Annotated in this window: 15 protein-coding genes; 5 read left to right on the top strand and 10 right to left on the bottom strand. The window is 73.0% G+C overall.

The genetic code is table 11. The annotated features are described in order from the left end of the window. Positions 1–74 precede the first annotated feature (74 nt). From KBB57_RS05750 to KBB57_RS05740, 3 genes are read left to right on the top strand one after another with little or no spacing between them, the layout of a single operon-like run. The gene (locus KBB57_RS05750) at positions 75–1,265 is read left to right on the top strand and encodes a GTP-binding protein (RefSeq protein WP_290747582.1); all 1,191 of its coding nucleotides are present in this window, start codon (positions 75–77) and stop codon (positions 1,263–1,265) included. After that, a complete protein-coding gene (locus tag KBB57_RS05745) occupies positions 1,262–2,863 on the top strand; it encodes a 5-guanidino-2-oxopentanoate decarboxylase (protein WP_290747581.1) in 1,602 nt (533 codons plus the stop codon). Before KBB57_RS05750 ends, KBB57_RS05745 begins: the two co-directional genes overlap by 4 nt. Beyond that, positions 2,860–4,323, top strand: coding sequence for an aldehyde dehydrogenase family protein (locus KBB57_RS05740; protein WP_290747580.1), 1,464 nt, complete (start codon positions 2,860–2,862; stop codon positions 4,321–4,323). The genes KBB57_RS05745 and KBB57_RS05740 overlap by 4 nt, the downstream gene beginning before the upstream one ends. Positions 4,324–4,555: 232 nt before the next feature. Here KBB57_RS05740 and KBB57_RS05735 read toward each other — a convergent pair whose 3' ends face one another. The 3 genes from KBB57_RS05735 to KBB57_RS05725 are packed head-to-tail and all read right to left on the bottom strand — an operon-like array spanning position 4,556 to position 9,198. Next, positions 4,556–5,752 (bottom strand): alpha-hydroxy acid oxidase, encoded by a 1,197-nt coding sequence (locus tag KBB57_RS05735; protein WP_290747579.1) that lies wholly within the window; start codon positions 5,750–5,752, stop codon positions 4,556–4,558. After that, on the bottom strand, positions 5,742–7,454 hold the full coding sequence (dld, locus tag KBB57_RS05730; RefSeq protein ID WP_290747578.1) for a D-lactate dehydrogenase: 1,713 nt from the start codon (positions 7,452–7,454) through the stop codon (positions 5,742–5,744). Before dld ends, KBB57_RS05735 begins: the two co-directional genes overlap by 11 nt. Before the next feature lie 58 nt (positions 7,455–7,512). Further along, positions 7,513–9,198, bottom strand: coding sequence for an L-lactate permease (locus tag KBB57_RS05725; protein WP_290747577.1), 1,686 nt, complete (start codon positions 9,196–9,198; stop codon positions 7,513–7,515). A 317-nt stretch (positions 9,199–9,515) separates the two neighbouring features. On the opposite strand from KBB57_RS05725, the gene KBB57_RS05720 reads away from it, so the two are divergent. Continuing rightward, a complete protein-coding gene (locus KBB57_RS05720) occupies positions 9,516–10,307 on the top strand; it encodes an FCD domain-containing protein (protein ID WP_290747576.1) in 792 nt (263 codons plus the stop codon). Positions 10,308–10,459: 152 nt separating this feature from the next. On the opposite strand, the gene KBB57_RS05715 is transcribed toward KBB57_RS05720, so the two are convergent. The 7 genes from KBB57_RS05715 to KBB57_RS05685 all read right to left on the bottom strand — a co-directional run bounded on the left by KBB57_RS05715 (position 10,460) and on the right by KBB57_RS05685 (position 18,331). Continuing rightward, complete coding sequence (locus KBB57_RS05715; protein WP_290747575.1) at positions 10,460–11,392, bottom strand: NAD(P)-dependent oxidoreductase; 933 nt, start codon at positions 11,390–11,392, stop codon at positions 10,460–10,462. Then, positions 11,389–12,531 carry a rod shape-determining protein RodA gene (gene rodA, locus KBB57_RS05710; RefSeq protein ID WP_290747574.1) on the bottom strand — a complete coding sequence of 381 codons (1,143 nt, stop codon included), beginning with the start codon at positions 12,529–12,531 and terminating at the stop codon, positions 11,389–11,391. The genes KBB57_RS05715 and rodA overlap by 4 nt, the downstream gene beginning before the upstream one ends. Before the next feature lie 346 nt (positions 12,532–12,877). Then, positions 12,878–14,761 (bottom strand): penicillin-binding protein 2, encoded by a 1,884-nt coding sequence (mrdA, locus tag KBB57_RS05705; protein WP_290747613.1) that lies wholly within the window; start codon positions 14,759–14,761, stop codon positions 12,878–12,880. Between the two features lie 44 nt (positions 14,762–14,805). Then, on the bottom strand, positions 14,806–15,345 hold the full coding sequence (locus tag KBB57_RS05700; protein ID WP_290747573.1) for a rod shape-determining protein MreD: 540 nt from the start codon (positions 15,343–15,345) through the stop codon (positions 14,806–14,808). Positions 15,346–15,427: 82 nt separating this feature from the next. Further along, the gene (gene mreC / locus KBB57_RS05695; RefSeq protein WP_290747572.1) at positions 15,428–16,330 is read right to left on the bottom strand and encodes a rod shape-determining protein MreC; all 903 of its coding nucleotides are present in this window, start codon (positions 16,328–16,330) and stop codon (positions 15,428–15,430) included. Between the two features lie 77 nt (positions 16,331–16,407). After that, complete coding sequence (locus KBB57_RS05690) at positions 16,408–17,448, bottom strand: rod shape-determining protein (RefSeq protein WP_290747571.1); 1,041 nt, start codon at positions 17,446–17,448, stop codon at positions 16,408–16,410. Positions 17,449–17,605: 157 nt separating this feature from the next. Further along, positions 17,606–18,331, bottom strand: coding sequence for a hypothetical protein (locus tag KBB57_RS05685; RefSeq protein ID WP_290747570.1), 726 nt, complete (start codon positions 18,329–18,331; stop codon positions 17,606–17,608). A 502-nt stretch (positions 18,332–18,833) separates the two neighbouring features. Between KBB57_RS05685 and KBB57_RS05680 the strand changes: the two genes are divergently transcribed. Then, a complete protein-coding gene (locus tag KBB57_RS05680) occupies positions 18,834–20,636 on the top strand; it encodes an SLC13 family permease (RefSeq protein WP_290747569.1) in 1,803 nt (600 codons plus the stop codon). Positions 20,637–20,776 lie beyond the last annotated feature (140 nt).

The following is a 20,776-nucleotide window of genomic DNA, read 5'->3' as shown; positions in this document are numbered from 1 at the left end:
CGTTTCACGCGTGATACAGCGTGTTTCCCCGGGATGCGCGCCGACCCTCGCCCCCGGCGGGCGGGCGCCCGGCCATGACCCCCCTCCCCGTCACCGTCGTCGGCGGGTTCCTCGGCGCCGGCAAGACCACGCTCGTCAACCACGTCCTCGCCGGCGACCACGGCCTGCGCGTCGCGGTGATGGTCAACGACTTCGGCGCGGTGAACATCGACGCCGCCCTCCTCGCCTCCGCCGAGGGCGGCGTCGTCAGCCTCGCCAACGGCTGCGTCTGCTGCGCGCTGAACGCCGGCCTCGTCGACGAGCTGGAAGCCCTCCTCGCCCGCAACCCCGACCTCGACCACGTGCTCATCGAGGCGAGCGGCGTCGCCGACCCGTGCCGCATCATGGACACGGTCCGCCACGCCCGCTTCCGCGGCCGCCTGCGCCCCGACGCCGTCGTCGTCCTCGCCGACGCGGCCGGCTTCGACGCCGCCCGCGCCGCCGCCCCCGGCCTCGCCGAGACCCAGCTCGACGCCGCCGACCTCGTCGTCCTCAACAAGACCGACCTCGCCGCCCGCGCCGCCCTCGACGCCTGGCGCGCCCGCTGGCTCCCCCCCGGCGCCCGCGTCGTAGAGACCGAGAACGCCCGTGTCCCCCCCGAGATCCTCTTCGACGCCCCCGCCACGCCCCACGCGCCGCACCGCCCCGACCACCAAGCGCCCGCCGCCGCGGCGAGCGACGCCCCGGCCCCGCACCGCGGCCGCGCGACGCCGACCGCCGCCGACCGGCTCAACGACGCCCATGCCCCGCACGCGACGCCCACCACCGCCGCCCTGGCAAGCGACGCCCCTGCCCCGCACGAACACGCCCACGCGACGCCCACCATCGCCGCGCCGGCAGGCGACGCCCCTGCCCCGCACCACCACGACCATGCGCCCGCCCCCGTCGCCCGGACCGGCGACGCCGCCGAACCGCACCGCCACGCCCACGCCACGCCGACCACCGCCGCCTGGACCAGCGACGCCCCCGTCGACCTGCGCGCCCTGCAAGCCGTGCTCGCCACGCTCCCCCCCTCCGTCTACCGCGCCAAGGGCGTCGTCGCCGCGACCGACGGCCGCACCCTCGCCGTCCACCTCGTCGGAACCCGCCTCGCCTTCGACCCGCTGCGCGCCCCCCCGCCGGGCCTCGCAAGATCGACCCTCGTCCTGATCGGCTTCGGCGCGGCGCCGGACTGGGACGCCATCCTCGCCCGCCTCGACGCCTGCGCCCGGGAGGAAGCCCTATGAAGACCTGCGGCGAAGTCCTCGTCGAGCTGCTCGAGGCCTACGGCATCGACACCGTCTTCGGCATCCCCGGCGTCCACACCGTCGAGCTCTACCGCGGCCTGCCGGCGACCCGCATCCGCCACGTCACCCCCCGCCACGAGCAGGGCGCGGGCTTCATGGCCGACGGCTACGCCCGCGCCACCGGCCGCCCCGCCGCCTGCTTCATCATCTCCGGCCCCGGCATGACCAACATCGTCACCGCCATGGGCCAGGCCTTCTCCGACTCGATCCCGATGCTGGTGATCTCCAGCGTCAACATCTCGAACGAGCTCGGCATGGGCGAGGGCCGCCTGCACGAGCTCCCCGACCAGAGCGGCCTCGTCCGCGGCGTCTCCGTCTTCAGCCACCGCCTGCTCCGCCCCGCCGACCTCCCCGCCGTCCTCGCCCGCGCCTTCGCCGTCTTCGACAGCGCCCGGCCCGGCCCCGTCCACATCGAGCTGCCCCTCGACGTCATCACCGCGCCTGCCGGCGACCTCCCCGTCGCCGCCCGGCGCACCCGCTTCCGCCCCGGCCCCGACCCCGACGCCATCGCCGAGGCCGCCGCCCTCCTCGCCGCCGCGCGCGACCCCTTCGTCGTCCTCGGCGGCGGAACCGCCGGCGCCGCCCCCGCCGCCCGCGCCCTCGTCGAGCGCCTCGGCGCCCCGACCGCGCTCACCGTCAACGCCAAGGGCGTGCTCCCCCCAGGCCACCCGCTCAGCCTCGGCGCCGGCCTCCCCTTCGCCCCGGTCCTCGCCGCGCTGCAATCCGCCGACGTCGTCGCCGCCATCGGCACCGAGCTCGGCGAGACCGACACGATGCTCTTCGGCGCCACCCTCGCGCTCGCGGGCAAGCTCGTCCGCATCGACATCGACCCCGAGCAACTGACCCGCAACGCGCTCCCCGACGTGGCGATCGCTTCCGACGCCGGCCTCGCCATGCAGGCCCTCCACGACGCCCTCGCCCCCCGCGACCCGGCTCCGGGCGCCGCCCGCGCCGCCGCGCTCCGCGCCGCCGCGGCGGCGGAGCTGCGCCCCGACTACGCGCTCCACGGCCGCGTCCTCGACGCCGTGGCCGAGGCGCTGCCCGGCGTCGTCATCGCCGGCGACTCGACCCAGCCGGTCTACGGCGGCAACCTCGCCTACGACCCCGCCGGCCCGCGCGCCTGGTTCAACTCCTCGACCGGCTACGGCACGCTCGGCTACGGCCTGCCCGCCGCCTTCGGCGCGCGGCTCGGCCTGCCGGAGGCGACGCCCGTCGTCGCGCTGATCGGCGACGGCGGCATCCAGTTCACCATCGGCGAGCTCGCCACCGCCGTCGAGCTCGGCCTCCCCGTCCCGATCCTGCTCTGGAACAACCGCGGCTACGGCGAGATCAAGCAATACATGATCGACCGCGACATCCCGCAGATCGGCGTCGACATCTACACTCCCGACTTCCAGACCATCGCCCGCGGCTTCGGCTGCCGCGCCATCCGCGCCACGAGCTTCGCCTCCCTCCGCGACGCGCTGCGCGAGGCGGTGCGCGCGGCCGGCCCGACCATCATCGAGATCGACGACCCGGACGTGCGGAGCTGGACATGAGCCTCGACGCGCTGATCCACCGCAAGGCGAGCCTCTTCATCGACGGCGCCTTCCGCGAGGCCCCGGGCGGGCGGCCCCTCGCCGTCGTGGACCCGTCCACCGGCGCGGCCTTCGCCGAGATCGCCGCCGGCGGCGCCGCCGAGGTCGCCGCCGCCACCGGGGCGGCCGCCGCGGCCTTCCCCGGCTGGGCCGCGACGGACGGCGCCACGCGGGCCGGCTACCTGCGCGCCTTCGCCGCCGGGCTCCGCGCCCGCGCGCCGGATCTGGTCGCGCTCCAGATGCTGAACAACGGCAAGCCGCGGATGGAGGCGGAGATCGACCTCGGCGACGCGGCCGCGACCTTCGACTACTACGCCGGCCTCGGCGAGGATCTCGACCGCCGCCAGGACACCCCGGTCCCCCTGCCCGACCCGGCCTATGCCGGCCGGACGCGGTTCGAGCCGATGGGCCCCGTCGGCATGATCGTGCCGTGGAACTTCCCGCTGGTCACCAGCGCCTGGAAGATCGCGCCGGCGCTCGCGGCCGGCTGCACCGTGGCGCTCAAGACCTCGGAGTTCACCCCGCTCGCCGAGCTCGCCTACGGCGACATCGCGCTCGAGGCGGGCCTGCCCCCCGGCGTCCTCAACCTGCTCACCGGCGCGGCCGAGGCAGGCGCCGCGCTCGCCGCCGACCGGCGGCTGCGCAAGCTCTCCTTCACCGGCTCGAACGCCGTGGGGGCCAGGGTGATGGCCGCCGCCGCGGCGCGCTGCCTGCCCGTCTCGCTGGAGCTCGGCGGCAAGTCCCCGATCGTCGTCTTCGCCGACGCCGACCTCGACCACGCCATCGACTGCATCGCCGGCGGCGTCTTCTACAACGCCGGCCAGATGTGCTCGGCCACCTCGCGGCTCATCGTCGAGGAAAGCGTCGCCCCCGCCCTCCTCGACCGCCTCGCCGCCCGCGCCCGCGCGCTCGCCGTCGGCCCGCCTGAGACCGGCGCCGACATGGGCCCGATCACCACGCGCGCGCAATACGACAAGGTCGCCCGCTATCTCGAGCGCGCCCGCGCCGAGGGCCTCGACCTCGTCGCCGGCGGCGAGACGCTCGCGGGCGACGGCTTCCTCGTCGCGCCGACCGTCTACGCCGACGTCCCCGAGGCGAGCTTCCTCTGGCGCGAGGAGATCTTCGGCCCGGTCCTCGCGACCCGCACCTTCCGCGACGAGGCCGAGGCGATCCGGCTCGCCAACGACACCGACTACGGCCTCGTCGCCACCATCGTCACCGCCGACCCGATCCGCGCCGACCGCGTGGCGGCGCGGATGGAGGCCGGCCACGTCTGGATCAACTCCCTTCAGGCGATCTTCCCCAACACCGCCTGGGGCGGCTTCAAGGCGAGCGGCATCGGCCGCGAGCTCGGCCCCTGGGGCCTCTCCGCCTATTACGGCGTCAAGCACGTCACCGCCGCCACGCAGCCGCCCGGCTGATACAGGTTTCCGGCCGATCGCCCCGGACGGCCGCGTCGGCGGTCGCCCATGACCCGGCGACATCTCCAGAGGGCGCCGGCGGGGAATTGGGGCGCCCGATGCGCCCGCCCTGGCGGCGCAATTGCCAACCCGCCGTCAAAAAGTGGCAAGCCGGATTCCAGCCAGATTCCAGCCGGATTCCAGCTCGTTTTTTCCGAGCCTTTTCAGGCCGCTTTGCCCCTTCCGGAGAAGATCAGGCCAAAACCTCCGCCACGGCCCTCTCCGCCCCTGCCGCCGCCGGCTCCATCGCCGGCCGGTCGAGGATGTCCGCGTCGATCCCCCGGATGTCCCGCCGCCCGCAGAGCGCCATGGTGATGTCGAGCTCGTTGCGCAGGATCTCGAGGCACCGAGCCACCCCCGCCTTGCCCCCGGCCCCGAGCCCGTAGAGGAACGGCCGCCCGATCCACACGCCCTTGGCCCCCAGCGCCACCGCCTTGAGGATGTCCTGCCCGGACCGCACTCCCCCGTCCATGTGGACCTCCACCCGATCCCCGACCGCATCGACGATGCCTGGCAGCGCCGAGATCGACGAGCGCGCCCCGTCGAGCTGGCGGCCGCCGTGGTTCGACACGATGATCGCGTCCGCCCCGCTGTCGAGCGACATCCGCGCGTCCTCCGGGTCGAGAATTCCCTTCAGAATCAACTTGCCGCCCCATTTCTCCTTGATCCACTCGACGTCCTTCCACGACAGGCGCGGATCAAACTGCTCCTTGGTCCAGGAGGAGAGCGACGAGAGATCGCCGACGTTCTTGGCGTGGCCGACGATGTTGCCGAAGCTGTGGCGCTTGGTGCCGAGCATCTTCAGGCACCAGCCCGGCCTTGTGGCGAGCTGCCAGGCGTGCTTCGGCGTCCACTTGGGCGGGGCGGAGAGGCCGTTTCGCAGGTCCTTGTGCCGCTGCCCGAGGATCTGCAGGTCGAGCGTCAGCACCAGCGCCGAGCACTTCGCCGCCTTGGCGCGGTCGATCAGGTTCTCGATGAAGGCGCGGTCGCGCATGACATAAAGCTGGAACCAGAACGGCTTGCGGGTCTCGGCTGCCACGTCCTCGATCGAGCAGATCGACATGGTCGAGAGGCAGAACGGCACCCCGAACGCCTCCGCCGCCTGCGCCGCGAGAATCTCGCCGTCGGCGTGCTGCATCCCGCAGAACCCGGTGGGCGCGAGCGCCACCGGCATGGCGACCGGCTCGCCGACCATCTCGGTGGCGAGGTTGCGGTCGGTCATGTCGACCAGAACCCGCTGGCGCAGCAGGATTTTCGCGAAATCCTCCTCGTTGGCGCGATAGGTTCCCTCCGTCCAGGCGCCGCTGTCGGCGTAGTCGAAGAACATCTTCGGCACGCGCCGGCGCGCCATCTCCTTGAGGTCGGCGACGGTGAGGGCGTTACTGGGCATGCGCGTTCTCCGCTTCCGCTGCGCGCCAATGGGCGCATTTCGTGGTCTGGCCGATGCCGGGATTGAGGCTGTTGGTCGGGTCGAGCGACCGGTAGAAGCCCGCGAGCTCGGGCTTGGCGTGGTAGAGGTGCCCGACATTGTGCTCCGCCGGATACTCGGCGCCCCGCTGGTCGAGCAACTTCCACATCGCATGCTCCAGCGCGAGACAGTCGACGCCCTTTCGCGCCACGTAGTCCTGATGAAAGACGTGGCAGAAGAAGTGCCCGTAGTAGAGCTTCCTCTCGATCTGCGCGTCGATCTCGGGCGGCAATCTTTCCACCCAGTCCCGATCGTCTCGCCGCAGCGCGATGTCGAGGGCGACGATATCCTCGACGGTCGACTGATGCACTGCGCGATACCGCACCGCCGCCCCGGCGACCGCGAAGCGGTGCAGGAACGCCGCCTTGCCCTCCTTCGGCGTGCATTCGAAGAAATCGCCCGTCGCCGAGGGGAAGAGCGTCGCGAGATAGGCCCGCGCCTCGGCGATCCCCGCCCCGCCCATGCGCAGCAGCAGGTGGTGCTCGAAGCGGTCGCGGAAGGCGTTCATCCGCGCCGGCAGGTGCTGCGGGAACAGAGCCGCCACGCCCTGCGCGAGGCGGTCGGTCAGCGTCGCCCCGAGGCCGAGCCGGTCGGTCAGCGCGTCCGCCCGCGCCTTGGCGGCGAAGAGGGCGGGCATCCGGTCGGTGCCGGCCTTCTCGATGAAGAGGAAGGTGTCCTTGCCGTATTTCGCAGCGACATCATAGGCGTCGCGGTGGATGTACTCCCCGGCGACCGGCAGGCTCTCGAACCGGGCGAGCATGTGGCGCCGGATCTCGGTGAGCTCGTCGGGATCGTTCGTCCCGACATAGAACACCGCCGTCTCCTTCTCCGCCTCGAAGGTGTCGAGGCGCACGGCGAACACCGCGAGCTTGCCCGCGCAACCGGCGGCCTCCCGCAGCCGCCGCGGATCGGCGTTGAAGCGCGCCGGCGTCGCCGCATCGACGTCGCGGACATGCGCGGCGTATTCCCGGTCGGACCCCCAGGCCTCCGTCGGCCCGGGCTCCGGCAACTCGCCGCGCTCCACGCGGGCGAGGATCTCCTCCGGGTCGTTGCCGAGCGGCAGGCCGAGGTGGTTGACCAGCGCGACCGAGCCGTCCTCGCGGACCTCGGCGTAGAGGGCCATCTCCGTATAGGCCGGGCCGCGGTGGATCAGCGCGCCGCCCGAGTTGTTGCACACCCCGCCGAGCACCGACGCCCCGATGCAGGAGGAGCCGATCACCGAATGCGGCTCGCGCCCCAGCGGCCGCAGCGCCTTCTCCAGCGCGTCGAGCGTGGCCCCCGGCAGGCAGACGACCTGCCGCCCGCCGTCTATCAGGTGGACGCCCTTGAGCCGGCGCAGGCTGACGAGCACGATCTCGCGGTCATAGTCGTCGCCCCACGGAGTGGAGCCGCCGGTCAGGCCGGTGTTCGCCGCCTGGAAGATCACGACGCGCCCCGCGGCGATGGCGGCGTTCAGCACCCGCCACTGCTCGACGAGGCTGCCGGGGCGGACCACCGCGGCGACCGGACCGGAGCCGTAGCGGAAGCCGCGGGTGTAGCCGCGCACGTCGCGCTCGGCCGTCAGGACATGGGCGGGGCCGACGATGCGGCGCAGCGCGTCGAGCAGCCCGTGTCGCGTGGTCATGGCGTTTCCCCTCGGTCGTTGGAGGTCCGGGGAGCGTCGCGCCCCCCGGACCGGGCCCTCAGTTGGCGGCCGGGGCGGCCTCGACCACCTCGGGCACCATCGAGGTGAACGGGTGGACGTAGGCCTGCGCCATCACGAGGCAGCCGACGAGGCAGGCGAGCGCGATCGAGTGGAAGAACACGAACCGGAGGATCGAGCCTTCGTGCCCGTACCACTTGGTCGCCGTCGAGGCGACGACGATCGACTGGGCGTCGATCATCTTGCCCATGACGCCGCCCGAGGAGTTCGCCGCCGCCATCAGCACCGGGTTGAGGCCGAGCTGCTGCGCCGTCACCTTCTGCAGGCCGCCGAACAGCACGTTCGACGCGGTGTCCGACCCGGTGACCGCCACGCCGACCCAGCCGAGCAGCGTCCCGAAGAACGGATAGAGCCAGCCGGTGTTGGCGAAGGCGAGGCCCATCGTCGCGTCGAGGCCCGAGTAGCGGGTGACGTAGCCGAGGGCCAGCATGCAGGCGATCGTGAGCAGCGAGAAGCGGATCATGTAGAGCGTGCGCCCGTACATCCTGAGCAGGCCCATCGGCGAGTAGCCGAGCACGAAGCCCGAGACGAGGCCGGCGAACAGGATGCCGGTTCCGGTCATCGACAGGATGTTGAAGGCGTAGACCGCGGCCTCGGGATGCGGCTCGGCGGAGACCGGCGGCATCTTCTGGATGAGCTGGTCGACGCCGGGGATCGCCCACTTCGCCACCCAGATCGAGTCGAGGAAGGCCTTGGCCTGCGGCACGCCCCAGATGAAGACGAAGATCGACAGGATCACCCACGGCAGCCAGGCGCGCAGCACGGCGCTGCGGTCCGGGCTCAGGTGGTCGTTGTGGGCGACCTCGCCCGCGTCCTTGGACGACCAGTCCTTCGGCGCCTCGGTGATCGGGTTCCGCGGCTGCCAGACCCGCAGGAAGCCGGCGAGGCAGACCATGGAGACGATCGCCGCCACCACGTCCACCAGCCACGGGCCGTGGAAGTTGGAGACGAGGTATTGCGGAATGGCGAAGGCGGCGCCGGCCACCAGCAGCGCCGGCCAGACCTCGATCATCCGGCGGAAGCCGACGAAGGCCCAGATCAGCCAGAACGGCACGATCAGCGAGAAGAACGGCAGCTGCCGGCCGATCATGCCGGAGAGCTCCATCAGGTCGAGCCCGGTCACCGCCGAGAGCGCGATCACCGGCGTGCCGAGCGCGCCGTAGGCGACCGGCGCGGTGTTGGCGATCAGCGACAGGCCGGCGGCCGAGAGCGGCGAGAAGCCGAGGCCCATCAGCATCGCCGCGGTCACGGCGACGGGGGTGCCGAAGCCGGCCGCGCCCTCGAAGAACGCGCCGAAGGAGAAGGCGATGAACAGGAGCTGCATCCGCCGGTCATCGGAGATGTTGCGGATCGAGCGGCGCAGGACGTCGAATTCCCCTTTCTCGTTCGTGAGCTGGTAGAGGAAGATGACGTTGAGGATGATCCACCCGATCGGCATCAGGCCGTAGCCGGCGCCGAAGATCGCCACCATGCCGGCCTTGCCGGCGGGCATGCCGAAGGCGACCACGGCGACGAGGAGGGCGCTGGCGAGGCCGAGCAACGCCGCGAGATGGGCGCGCATCTCGAAGATGCCGATGGCGCCGAGCAGCACCACCACCGGCACCGCCGCCAGTAGCGTCGACAGCAACATGCTGCCGAATGGATCGTAGACTTGCGACCATATCATGTGGGAACTTCCTCCGGGCCAGGCGCGGCGTGGTCCCGGACGCGCCGGCCGCCGCAGGTGTCACTCGTGGTCGGGCTGGGAAGCGGCGCACGCGGGCGGGCCTCCGGGGCTGCGGGCAGGCCCCGGGGAGACGGGGCCGGTTTCCTCCTGTGCGGTCCCGGTACTTTTCATGACCGGTGACGGAGACGTGGTAAATTAATCTTATCACGTCCGTCAACTGGAAAAATGGCTTCACCTTTGCGGCGGCGGCGGGTAGCCTCCGAGACCAACGCCTCGGGCCAAGGGACTGGAATCCCGCCGCGGCGCGGGAGCGACGGATGGCGAGGGACGGGATCAAGGGCGCGAGCGCGGCGGAGGCGACGGCGCGTCACATCGAGGATCTGATTCTCGAGGGATCGCTGCGGCCCGGCGAGGCGCTGCTGCCGGAGCGCGAGATGGCGATCCGGCTCAACGTGTCGCGCCCCACCCTTAGGCAGGGGATCAAGCTCCTCGAGGAGCGGGGGCTCCTCGTCGCGGAGGCGGGCGGCGGCCGGGTCGTGGCGGAGCTCGCGACGAGCGTGACGGACCCGCTCCTCGAGTTGCTGACGACGCGGGTCGAGGTGGTGGACGACTATCTCGAGCTGCGCGGGACGATGGAGGGGATGGCGGCGGCGCTGGCGGCGCGGCGGGCGAACGAGGTCGACCGGCAGACCTTGCGCGGCCGCATGGAGCGCATCGACGCGGCGCACGCCAAGGCCGACCCGCACGACGAGGCCGACGCGGACGTCGACCTGCATGTCGCGATCTACGAGGCGAGCCACAACATCGTGCTCCTGCAGGTCATGCGGGCGCTGTCGGGGATGCTGCGGCGGGGGGTCTTCCTGAACCGCGAGAAGCTCTACGCCCGGCCGGAGGTGCGCGAGGTGCTGCTGGAGCAGCACCGCGCCATCTTCGAGGCGATCCTCGCCCGCGATCCCGAGGCGGCGCGGCGGGCGGCGGAGGACCACATGACCTACACCAAGCGGGTGCTCGACGAGATCGCCGCGGCGGACGCGCGGCTGGAGATCTCGCTGCGCCGGATCGACGGCGGCAGCATCGGCGCAAGGGGCCGCCAGCGCCGGGAAGAATAGCTCCGCCCGGCTTGCGCCGGCCGGACCCAAGCGCCGCGTCGGCGTGGCGCAAGCGGGAGCGTTCCGCCCGCGGCGCGCTGGACCGTCGCACGGGTTTCGCCGTCTCCCCGCACCACGGTCACGGGCGGACCGGGGCCGACGCCGCTGCGGGATCAGTAGCCTTGCTGGCGGTCGACCTGGTGGAGGAACGGCAGGCCGGCCTCGCCGCGGCGGATGTTGTCGGCGACGACGCCGGCGGCGGTGGCGGGGCGGGTCGCGGAGGCGATGTGCGGGGTGACGGTCACCCGCGGATGGGCCCAGAAGGGATGCGCCGGCGGCAGCGGCTCGTCGCGGAAGGCGTCGAGGGTCGCGTGGGCGAGCCGGCCGGCGTCGAGGGCGGCGAGGAGCGCGGCGTCCTCGATCAGCGCGCCGCGGCCGGGGTTGAGGAGGAAGGCGCCGGGCGGGAGAAGCGCGAGCCGGGGCGCGTCGATCAGGCTCTCGGTGGCGGGCGTCGCGGGGAGGAGCAGGACGACGATCTCCGAGCGGCCCAGCAGCGTGGCGAGGCCGGCCTCGCCGGAATGGGCGGGGACCGGGGCGTCGGGCTTCGGGCGGCGGCTCCAGCCGGCGACGTCGAAGCCGAGGCCCTTCAGCGCCAGCGCGCAGGCGAGGCCGAGCTCGCCGAGGCCGAGGATGCCGACCTTGCGGTCGCGGGCAAGGGGCGCGACGACGTCGTTGCGCCAGACGCCGTCCTGGCCGAGGACGTGGGCGTCGGTCCCGAGGTGGTGGCGCAGGACATGGGCGGTCACCCACTCGACCATGCCCTCGCGCAGGCCGGGGTCGACCATGCGGCAGAGCGGCACGCGGATGGTCGGGTTGCCGACGATCTTCTCGACGCCGGCCCAGAGGCTGAGCACCGCCCTGAGCCGGGCGAAGGGCGCGAAGTCGGCGAGGCCGCCCTCGGGGCTGTAGGCGACGTAGTCGACCGTCGCGGGGTCGGCGGCGTCGACGACCTCGACGACAAGGCCGCGGGCGGCGAGGGCGTGCTCGAGGCAGGGGCGCCAGACCGGCCAGTCGGCGGGCGGGGCGGAGAAGAGAAGACGGGTCATTCCTTGCCCCTCGGCCGGTGGACATGGGCGCTCTGGGCGAGGCCGAAGGCGGCCATCAGCACGAGCATGGAGGAGCCGCCGTAGGAGACGAGCGGCAGGGGCACGCCGACGACCGGCATCATGCCCATGACCATGCCCATGTTCACCGCGAAGAACAGGAAGAACATGCTGGCGACGCCGCCGGAGACCAGCGCGCCGAAGCGGTCGCGGTTCGACATGGCGGAGGCCATGCAGAACACCACGACGAGGGCGAGGAGCACGAGGAGGCCGAGGGCGCCCATGAAGCCGAAATCCTCGGCGAGCGAGGTGAAGATGAAGTCGGTGTGGCGCTCCGGCAGGAAGTTCAGCCGCGACTGGGTGCCCTGCATGAAGCCCCGGCCCGTCAGGCCGCCGGAGCCCATGGCGATCTTGGCCTGGGAGATGTGGTAGCCGGCGCCGAGCGGGTCGGCCTCCGGGTCGAGGAAGGTGAAGATGCGGCGGTACTGGTAGTCGTGGAGGAGCTGCCAGGACGTGCCGTGCGACTTCAGGACGGCGGTGACGAGGCCGGCGACCGAGGCGACGGCGGCGAAGAAGTACCAGAGCGAGACGCCGGCGAGGAACATCACCGCCCCCCCGCCGGCGACGAGCAGGATCGAGGTGCCGAGGTTCGGCTGGATCAGCACGAGGCCCACGGGGGCGAGGATCAGCGCGAGCGGCGGGATCAGCCAGAGCGGGCGGGAGACCTTGGCCGGGTCGAGCCAGGCGTACCAGGAGGCGAGCGCCAGAACGAGGGCGACCTTCATCACCTCGGACGGCTGGATCTGGATCGGGCCGAGGCTGATCCAGCGCTGGGCCCCCATGCCGATCACCCCGAAGAACTCGACGAGGACGAGGAGGCCCATGGCGCCGAGATAGGCGAAGGGGGCCATCGCCCGCCAGAAGCGGATGTCGATCATGGCGATGACGAGCATCCCGGCGAAGCCGACGGCGAAGCGGATCATCTGCGCCCGCGCCCAGGGCTCCATGGAGCCGCCGGCGGCCGCGTAGAGCATCAGGCAGCCCGCCGCCGCCACCGCGATCAGCACCAGCGCCAGCGGCCAGTCGAGGGCGAGGAGCTTGCCGAAGGGGCCCCGGGGGGCGTGGGCGTCGGGGGATCTCATGCGCGGCGCCGGGCATGGGCTATCACGCGTGATAGCGGGCTTATATGATTGAATTTATTAGATAATGTGAGCTCTATATTTTCTGGCGTCTCGCGGGCGGGCGCCGCCGACCCGCCGATTCTGGCAAGTGACAAGATCGGCGCGCGCCTGCCTGCCCCGGGCAGGCGCGCGCCGATCTGCCCGGCCGCGGGGGCAGCGGATGGCCCCTCGGCTTCCGCGCTCACGCGCTCCAGCCGACGAACCGATGCGACGCAGCGCGTCGCCAAGGGTCGGTTCGTGAGGATCCTGAGACGTTGCGACAGGTCCTGTCTTCGGGGCCGGACCGGGGAGGTCGTCGACGGGAGCCTCACGCCCGGCTCCGCACGTCTTCCGCCGGATCGGTCTCCGGCAGCGGCTTCAGCCCCTTCATCATCGCCTCGGCGGCGCCGCGCTGGTCGGGGGGATAGGCGGAGAGCGGCGGCAGCTCGCCGTAGAGGGCGCGCAGCAGGATGTCGCGGGCGACCGGCGCGGCCACGGCGGAGCCGCCGCCGCCGTGCTCGACGATCTGGGCGATGGCGTATTTCGGCCGGTCGTAGGGGGCGAAGGCGACGAAGAGCGCGTGGTCGCGGCGGTTCCACGGCAGCTGCTCGTTGCGGGTCACGCCGGCGGCGCGCTCGGCGGCGGTGATGATGCGGACCTGGCTGGTGCCGGTCTTTCCGGCCATGACCATCGTCGGATCGGCGATGCGCGAGCGCCCGGCGGTGCCGCCGTCGTTGACGACGGCGTACATCCCGTCCCTGACCCGGCGCAGCCAGCTCTCCTCGACCCCGAGCGCCTGCGGCGCGGCGAGGGGCGCGGGCTCGCCGCCGACGGCGCGGACCAGCCGGGGAGCGACGTCCGTGCCGGTGGCGACCCGCGCGGCCATCACCGCGAGCTGGAGCGGCGAGGCGAGCGTGAAGCCCTGGCCGATGCCGTAGTTGAAGCTGTCGCCGGTCGTCCACTTCTCGTCGCGGTTCGCCGCCTTCCACGCGGCGTCGGGCATCAGCCCCTCGGAGACGGCGGGCATCGGCAAATCGTGGCGCATGCCGAGGCCGAGGCGCCTCGCCATCGCCGAGATGCCGTCGGGGCCGACGCGGCGGGCCATCTCGTAGTAGTAGCAGTCGCAGGACTGCGCGAGCGAGCGGCGGAGGTCCACCCCGCCATGGCCGCCATGCTTCCAGCAATGGAAGCGGCGGTTGCCGAGCGCGGTGAACCCGGGGCAGTTCACCCCGTCGCCGGGGCGGACGAGGCCGGCGTCGAGGGCGGCGAGCGCCACCACCATCTTGAAGGTCGAGCCGGGCGGATAGGCGCCGGAGACCGCCTTGTTGGAGAGCGGGCGGTATTCGTCGCCCAGGAGCGCGTTCCACTCGGTCGAGCCGATGCCGAAGACGAAGCTGTTCGGATCGAACCCCGGCGAGGAGGCGAGCGCCACGATGTCGCCGTTCGTCACGTCGATCACCACGGCCGAGGCGCTCTCGCCGGCCATGCGCTGCATGGCGAAGTTCTGCACGCCCTTGTCGATGGTGAGCTGGATGTCCTTGCCGGCGGTGCCCTCGACGCGGCCGAGCTCGCGCACCACGCGCCCGCCGGCGGAGACCTCGATACGCATGTTGCCGGCCTGGCCGCGCAGCTCGGTCTCCAGCCGCTGCTCGACGCCGGTCTTGCCGATCTGGAAGCGCGGGATCTGCAGGACCGGGTCGGGATCCTCGATGGCGGCGAGGTCCTTCTCGGAGACCGGGCCGACATAGCCGACGACATGCGCGGTCGAGTAGGCGTCGGGGTAGAAGCGCGACAGGCCCACCTCGGCGATGACGCCGGGCAGGACGGGCGCGTTGGCGGAGACGCGCACGACGTCGTCCCAGGTCAGGTGCTCGGCGACAACGACGGGGACGAAGGCCGAGCGCGCCGCCATCTCCTTCAGCGCCCGCTCGCGGGCCTCGGGGGCGAGGACGACGATGCGGCCCAGCCGGTCGAGGATCGCCTCGGGGTCGCGGGCCTGCTCGCGGACCATGACGATGCGGTAGTTCTGGCGGTTGACGGCGAGCGCCCTGCCCTCGCGGTCGTAGATCAGGCCGCGCGCCGGCGGGATCAGCCGGATGTTGACGCGGTTCTCCTCGGCGAGGAGGGCGTAGCGCTCGTTGTCGACGATCTGGAGCTGGCGCATCCGGGCGGCGAGCGCGCCGACGGTCCCGAGCTGGATGCCGAGGAGCATCAGGCCGCGGCGGGTGATCCGCGGCGGGGGCGCGGCGGGCGGCCTCACGGCAGGCGCCCCGGGCGGGCGGGGGCGGCCGGGCTGCGGCGCAGGCGCATGCCGACGCCCCAGGCGAGGACGAGGACGACGAGCGGATAGGCGAGCGCGGTGGCGGCGGCCTCGCGCAGGAGCGCCGGCAGGCCGGGGCCGTCGAGGAAGACGAGCTGCATGGCGGCGTGGGCCGAGAGCGCCCAGGCGAGGGCGAGGCCGGCGACGGTGAGCCATTCGCCGACGAAAGGCCCGGAGCGGAGCGTGGCGGCGCTGGCGCGCAGCGCCTCGGTGGCGGCGACGAGGGCGAGGGCGCCGAGGCCGACGGGGCGGTCGAGGGCGAGGTCGGCGGCGAGGCCGAGGGCGACGATCGCCCAGAGCGGCGCCCCGGCCGGTCGGCGCAGCGCCCAGGCGCAGGCGAGGCAGAAGACGAGGTCGGGCGTCGGCCAGTCGCCGAGGGCGCCGGAGGCGGGGACGAGCGCGAGGTGGATGGCGACGGCGCCGAGGAGGAGCACGGCCGCCGTCTCGACGGCGGGGGCGAGGCGGGGGGCGATCATCGGCGGCCCCCGGCCGGGACCACGGGTCCGGCGACGGCGACGGCCGGCGGCGCGACCCGAAGCATGAGACCGAGGCGGGCGGTCATCGGCCGGCGCCTCCGACGGGGGCCTCGGGGCGGGCGGCGACGAGGGGGCCGATCAGGTCGCCCGGGCCCTCGACGGTGGCGGCGGGCTGCTGGCGGATGACGCGGACGAAGTCGAGGCGGCGGTACTCGGCGGCGGGCAGGACGCGCAGGCGGCCGTCGGGGCCGGCCACCACCTGGCCGATCAGGATCTCGGGCGGCAGCAGGCCGCCGTCGCCGGAGGTGACGACGCGGTCGCCGGGGCGGATCTCGTCGGGCTGCTCGAGGAGGTCGAGGGTCGGGGCGGCGCGGTTGTCGCCGGCGAGGATGGCGCGCTGGCCGGAGGGGCGGACGGTGGCGGGCACCCGCGAGGAGGCGTCGGTCAGCAGGATCACCCGCGCAGAGCGCTCGCCCACCCCGGCGACGCGGCCGACGAGGCCGCGGCCGTCGACCACCGCCGCGCCGTCGGCGACGCCGTCGCCCCGGCCGACGTTGACCATGACCGAGTGGCGGAAGGGCGAGCCCGAGTCGGCCATCACCTCGCCGGTGACGAAGCTGAGGCGCGGGTTGAGGCGGACGTTGTTCAGCGCGAGGAGCTGGGCGTTCTTCTGCTCGAGCTGGAGCGCGGCCTCGCGCCAGCCCTGCATCCGTTGCAGCTCGCGGCGCAGCTCCTCGTTCTGGGCGTAGACGCGGGCGTAGGAGCGGAAGTCGGAGACGAGGCCGGCGGCGGCGGCGAGCGGCTTCAGCGTCCAGTCGAAGCTCGGGACGAAGCGGTCGACGAGGCTGACGCGCAGCTGCTCGACGCGGGCGTTGTCGATGCGCCAGACGAGGAAGATCGCGACGAGGCCGAGGGTGACGGCGCCGACGATCACCCGGCGCACGCCGCGCAGGTAGTCCGGGGTCTGGTCGCCGTGGAAGGACACGCGGTTGCGCCTCTGGCTGCCCGGCGGGCGGGTCTTCGCGCCCGCCTGGTTTCGAAGGGGCGGGTCTTGCCCCCGCCTCAGTTGCCGAAGTCTATCACATGGGCGAGCTGGGTTTCAAACTCGAGGCTCTTGCCGGTGCCGAGCGCCACGCAGTTGAGCGATTCCTCGGCGATCGAGATGGCGAGCCCGGTATGCTCGCGGAGCGCGAGGTCGATGTCGCCGAGGAGGGCGCCGCCGCCCGTGAGCATGACGCCGCGGTCGACGATGTCGGCGGCGAGGTCGGGGGGCGTCTGCTCGAGCGCGGTGATGACGGCCTCGACGATGGTCTGCACCGTCTCGGCCAGCGCCTCGGCGACCTGGCCCTGGTTGATCTCGATCTCCTTGGGCACGCCGTTCAGGAGGTCGCGGCCGCGCACCTCCATCCGCTGGCCGCGGCCGTCGTCGGGCATGCGGGCGGTGCCGATCGTGGTCTTGATCCGCTCGGCCGTCGCCTCGCCGATCAGCAGATTGTGCTGGCGGCGCAGGTAGTTGATGATCGACTCGTCCATGCGGTCGCCGCCGACGCGCACGCTGCGGGCATAGACGACGTCGCCGAGCGAGAGGACGGCGACCTCGGTGGTGCCGCCGCCGATGTCGACGACCATGTTGCCGGTCGGCTCGGTGATCGGCATCCCCGCCCCGATCGCGGCGGCGATCGGCTCGGCGATCAGCCCGGCGCGGCGGGCGCCGGCGGAGAGCATCGACTCGCGGATCGCGCGCTTCTCGACCGGCGTGGCGCCGTGGGGGACGCAGCAGATGATCTTCGGCTTCGACCAGCCGCTGCGCTTGTGGACCTTGCGGATGAAGTGCTTGATCATCTCCTCGGCGACGTCGAAGTCGGCGATGACGCCGTCGCGCATCGGCCGGATCGCCTGGATCGAGCCCGGGGTGCGGCCGAGCATCAGCTTCGCCTCCTCGCCGACGGCGAGCACGCGCTTCTTGCCGTCCTTGAGATGGTAGGCGACGACCGACGGCTCGTTGAGGACGATGCCCTTGCCCTTGACGTAGACGAGCGTGTTCGCCGTTCCGAGGTCGATGGCCATGTCGGACGAGAACAACCCGCTCAGTGCGCCAAACATGCGTCCGCCCTTTCCTGCCCGACGGCGCGTTATAGGCCCGGCGCGCGAAGAGGGTAAAGGCCCCGGATGACGCTCCGGAAGCCCCGCAGCTCACATATTTTTCAACTTATGCACGAATGACACGGACAGCCATCGCCCCGCCTGCGGGCGGGCGCGCTCAGGCGGCGCTCGCCGCGGCCGCCGGCGGGCTCAGTTTCGCCCGGTCGAGCGCGGCGGGCTGCACGGCCTCGAACATGCGGTCGAAGATATCCAGCGCCTCCTCCCGCGTCACGACGCCGTCGCGCACCGCCGGCCAGTCCGCGGCCTCCTCGCGGCGAACGACGACGGGCTGCGGCCAGATCGGCACGGCGGTCCCGCCGAGCGCGGCCAGCGCCGCGGTCCGGTGCTGCCCCACCTGCACCCGGGCGCGCCACTCGGCGCCGGACGACAGGATCTCGGCCCTGACCAGCCCGTCGACGCCCGGCAGGAGGCGGAACCCGTCGGCGGAGATCGCCGCGACCACCGCCTTCAGCCGCGCGAGGTCGCTCCGACCCTTCTCGGGCGAGGTCGGGCCGAAATAGGCGAAGCCCGCGCCCTTCTCGCGGTGCTTGGGCGACAGCCGCTTGCGCTTCTGCACGTTGCGCGCGCTCGCCGACATCCACGGGAAGCGCCAGGTCTCCGGCGCCCCCTGAAGGCCCGCGTGCGACGACGGGAGCCCCATGATCTCGGCCGCGTTGCGCGGCTGGAACGCCGCGTGGAAGCGCGCGAGCGGGCTGCGCTCGTAGTCAAGCTCCGGGTCGGAGAGGAGCGCGATGCAGGTCTCGACCAGCGGATGGCCGCTCTCGCGGGTGATCGCGAACGCGGCCGGGCCCAGCCCGCGGCAATGAGCGAGCGGAGCGTCCATGACGAAGCGCCTGCCCGCCGCACGCTCCAGCGCCTGCGCGCCCGTGAGACCGAATCCGCGAAGATCGACCGGGGGACCATCCGTCAGGAGCTCGCGACCTTCCGGCAGGTCCCGGGGCGCCGCCCCTCCGCCAAATAGCTTTGCCGCAAAATCCCAAGCGCCGCCCAGCCGCATAATACCGTCCGACCCCACAATGCCTCCTGTCATCAGACCGTCACATATCCATCTCCCGATCCTGTCGGCTGTCAACGGCAAAGACCTCCCGCCCGGGGCGGACGCCCGGGCCGGTTAACGGACCCGGAAGCCCCCGCCGCGGAAGCGCGCGTTCGCCCCCGCCCCGCCCCGTCGCGCGGCAAAGGTTGGCCCGGCGGCGGGGAAATGCTAACAGGCCGGCCGCGGCGCGTCGCCAGCCGCCCAGAGGTTGCCCCGTGCCGGACGTCCCGCCTCCCGCCCTCGCCGCCGACGCGCCGGCCCCCGCGCGGCCGCCCTGGAGGGCGCGCCCTTGAGCGAGGCCACGATCGTCTTCCTCGTCCTCGGGGCGACGGTCGCGCTCTTCGTGTGGAACCGCCTGCCGGTCATCGTCGTCGCGGTCGGCAGCGCGGTGGCGCTGCATCTCACCGGCGTGCTGACGCTCAAGGAGGCGCTCGCGGGCTTCGGCGACCCGGTGATCGCCTTCGTCGCGGCGCTCTTCATCGTCACGGCCGGGCTCGAGGCGACCGGCGTCACCACCTGGGTCGGCCGGCAGGTCGAGCGCATCGTCGCCGGCTCGCGCACGCGGCTCCTCGTGGTGGGAATGCTCGCCGTGGCGGCGCTCTGCCCGCTCATCAACGCGAGCGGCGCGGTCGGCGCGCTCCTGCCCGTGGTCATGCTCCTCGTCGTGCGCCTCGGCGACGACCCGAGCCGGCTCTTGATGCCGATCGCCTTCGCCGCCGGGGCGGGCTCGCATCTGGCGCTGACCGGCTCGCCCAAGAACGTGCTGATCGCCGACGCGGTGGCGGACGCCGGCGCGGGCGCGATCGGGTTCTTCGACTTCGCGCTCGTCGGGCTGCCGCTCCTCGGGGGCACGGTGGCGATCGTCCTCCTGTTCGGCCGGCGGCTGGTGCCGCGCCGGGCGCCTGCGAGCCTGCCGCCCGACCTCAGCCGCTACGCCGAGACGATGGTGGAGCAATACCGCCTCGCGGCCGACGTGTTCCGGCTGAAGATCCGGCGCGGCTCGCCGCTCGCCGGCAGCCGGGCGACGGCGCTCGACCTCGGGCCTTATCCCGGCCTGAGGCTGGTGAGCGCCACCGACGGCCGCGGCGCGCCGCGGCTGGCGCGGCCGCTCTCGGCCGGCGACTTCCTCGTCCTGCGCGGCGACGCCGCCGCCGCCGAGCGGCTCGCCGCGGCGCTCGACCTCAAGCTCGAGGCGATCTCGCGCGAGCGCGCCGCGCGCAACCTCGTCAACCGCAACGCCGGCGTCGCCGAGGCGGTGATCCCGCCGCGCTCGCGCTTCGTCGGCCAGACGGTGTTCCCCGGCATGGTGACCTCCACGGGCGACGTCGTCATCCTCGCAGTGCAGCGAGGCGGCGAGGCGGTCGAGGGCGAGACCACGCTGCAGGCAGGCGACCATGTCCTCGTCCAGGGCGGCTGGGACACCATCGACGCGCGCAGCGCCATGCCGGGCGTGCTCCTCGTCGCCACGCCCGCCGAGCTCAAGCGCCAGACCGTCGCTCTCGGGGTCGGCGCCAAGGCGATGCTCGCGGTGACGGCGGCGATGGTCGCCGCGATCGCCGGCGGCCTGGTCGCGCCGGCGGTGGCCGCGCTCGCGGCGGCGGGCGCGACGCTGACGCTCGGGATGGTCAGCGTCGAGCGCGCCTATCGCGCGATCAACTGGACGACGGTCATCCTGATGGCGGGCATGTTCCCGCTCTCGACCGCGATCGAGCATTCCGGCGCCGCGGCGATGATCGCCGACGGCCTCGTCGACGTCGCCGGCCGCGGCTCGCCGCGGCTCCTGCTCGCCTGCGTCTTCGGGATCGGCGTGCTGCTCGGCGCGATCATCTCCAACACCGCGACCTGCCTGATCCTGATCCCGATCGCCACCATCTCGGCGGCGTCCTTCGGCGTCTCGCCGGCGCCGGCGCTGATGTGCCTCTCGGTCGCCACCTCCGCCTCGTTCCTCACCCCGGTCTCGACGCCGGTCAACACCATGGTCATGGGCCCGGCCGGCTACCGCTTCGGCGACTACTGGCGGCTCGGCCTGCCGCTGACCGCGCTCTACGGCCTCGTCGCGATCTGGCTCGTGCCGCTGATCTGGCCGTTCTGAGCCTCCCCTCGCCCGGAGCGGGATCCGCGTGCCCCCCTCACGCAAGCGCCGTCGCGAGCCTCTGTCGCCAACCCTGTCGCCAACCCTGTTGCAAAACCGTCGCCGAGCGCGGTTAAGTGGGCGCGACGCCCCGCGGCTTG

The organism is Amaricoccus sp. (genome assembly GCF_017993425.1).
In the GTDB taxonomy this organism is placed as follows: Bacteria; Pseudomonadota; Alphaproteobacteria; order Rhodobacterales; family Rhodobacteraceae; genus Amaricoccus.
Note: the sequence above shows the minus strand (reverse complement) of the source record. Positions and strands in the feature narration are given on the sequence as shown.

Excerpts from the sequence above, each read along its gene's own strand:
- KBB57_RS05750 (WP_290747582.1), top strand. The coding sequence starts at position 75 with ATGACCCCCCTCCCCGTCACCGTCGTCGGCGGGTTCCTCGGCGCCGGC.
- KBB57_RS05745 (WP_290747581.1), top strand. The coding sequence starts at position 1,262 with ATGAAGACCTGCGGCGAAGTCCTCGTCGAGCTGCTCGAGGCCTACGGC.
- KBB57_RS05740 (WP_290747580.1), top strand. The coding sequence starts at position 2,860 with ATGAGCCTCGACGCGCTGATCCACCGCAAGGCGAGCCTCTTCATCGAC.
- KBB57_RS05735 (WP_290747579.1), bottom strand. The coding sequence starts at position 5,752 with ATGCCCAGTAACGCCCTCACCGTCGCCGACCTCAAGGAGATGGCGCGC.
- dld (WP_290747578.1), bottom strand. The coding sequence starts at position 7,454 with ATGACCACGCGACACGGGCTGCTCGACGCGCTGCGCCGCATCGTCGGC.
- KBB57_RS05725 (WP_290747577.1), bottom strand. The coding sequence starts at position 9,198 with ATGATATGGTCGCAAGTCTACGATCCATTCGGCAGCATGTTGCTGTCG.
- KBB57_RS05720 (WP_290747576.1), top strand. The coding sequence starts at position 9,516 with ATGGCGAGGGACGGGATCAAGGGCGCGAGCGCGGCGGAGGCGACGGCG.
- KBB57_RS05715 (WP_290747575.1), bottom strand. The coding sequence starts at position 11,392 with ATGACCCGTCTTCTCTTCTCCGCCCCGCCCGCCGACTGGCCGGTCTGG.
- rodA (WP_290747574.1), bottom strand. The coding sequence starts at position 12,531 with ATGAGATCCCCCGACGCCCACGCCCCCCGGGGCCCCTTCGGCAAGCTC.
- mrdA (WP_290747613.1), bottom strand. The coding sequence starts at position 14,761 with ATGCTCCTCGGCATCCAGCTCGGGACCGTCGGCGCGCTCGCCGCCCGG.
- KBB57_RS05700 (WP_290747573.1), bottom strand. The coding sequence starts at position 15,345 with ATGATCGCCCCCCGCCTCGCCCCCGCCGTCGAGACGGCGGCCGTGCTC.
- KBB57_RS05690 (WP_290747571.1), bottom strand. The coding sequence starts at position 17,448 with ATGTTTGGCGCACTGAGCGGGTTGTTCTCGTCCGACATGGCCATCGAC.
- KBB57_RS05685 (WP_290747570.1), bottom strand. The coding sequence starts at position 18,331 with ATGGACGCTCCGCTCGCTCATTGCCGCGGGCTGGGCCCGGCCGCGTTC.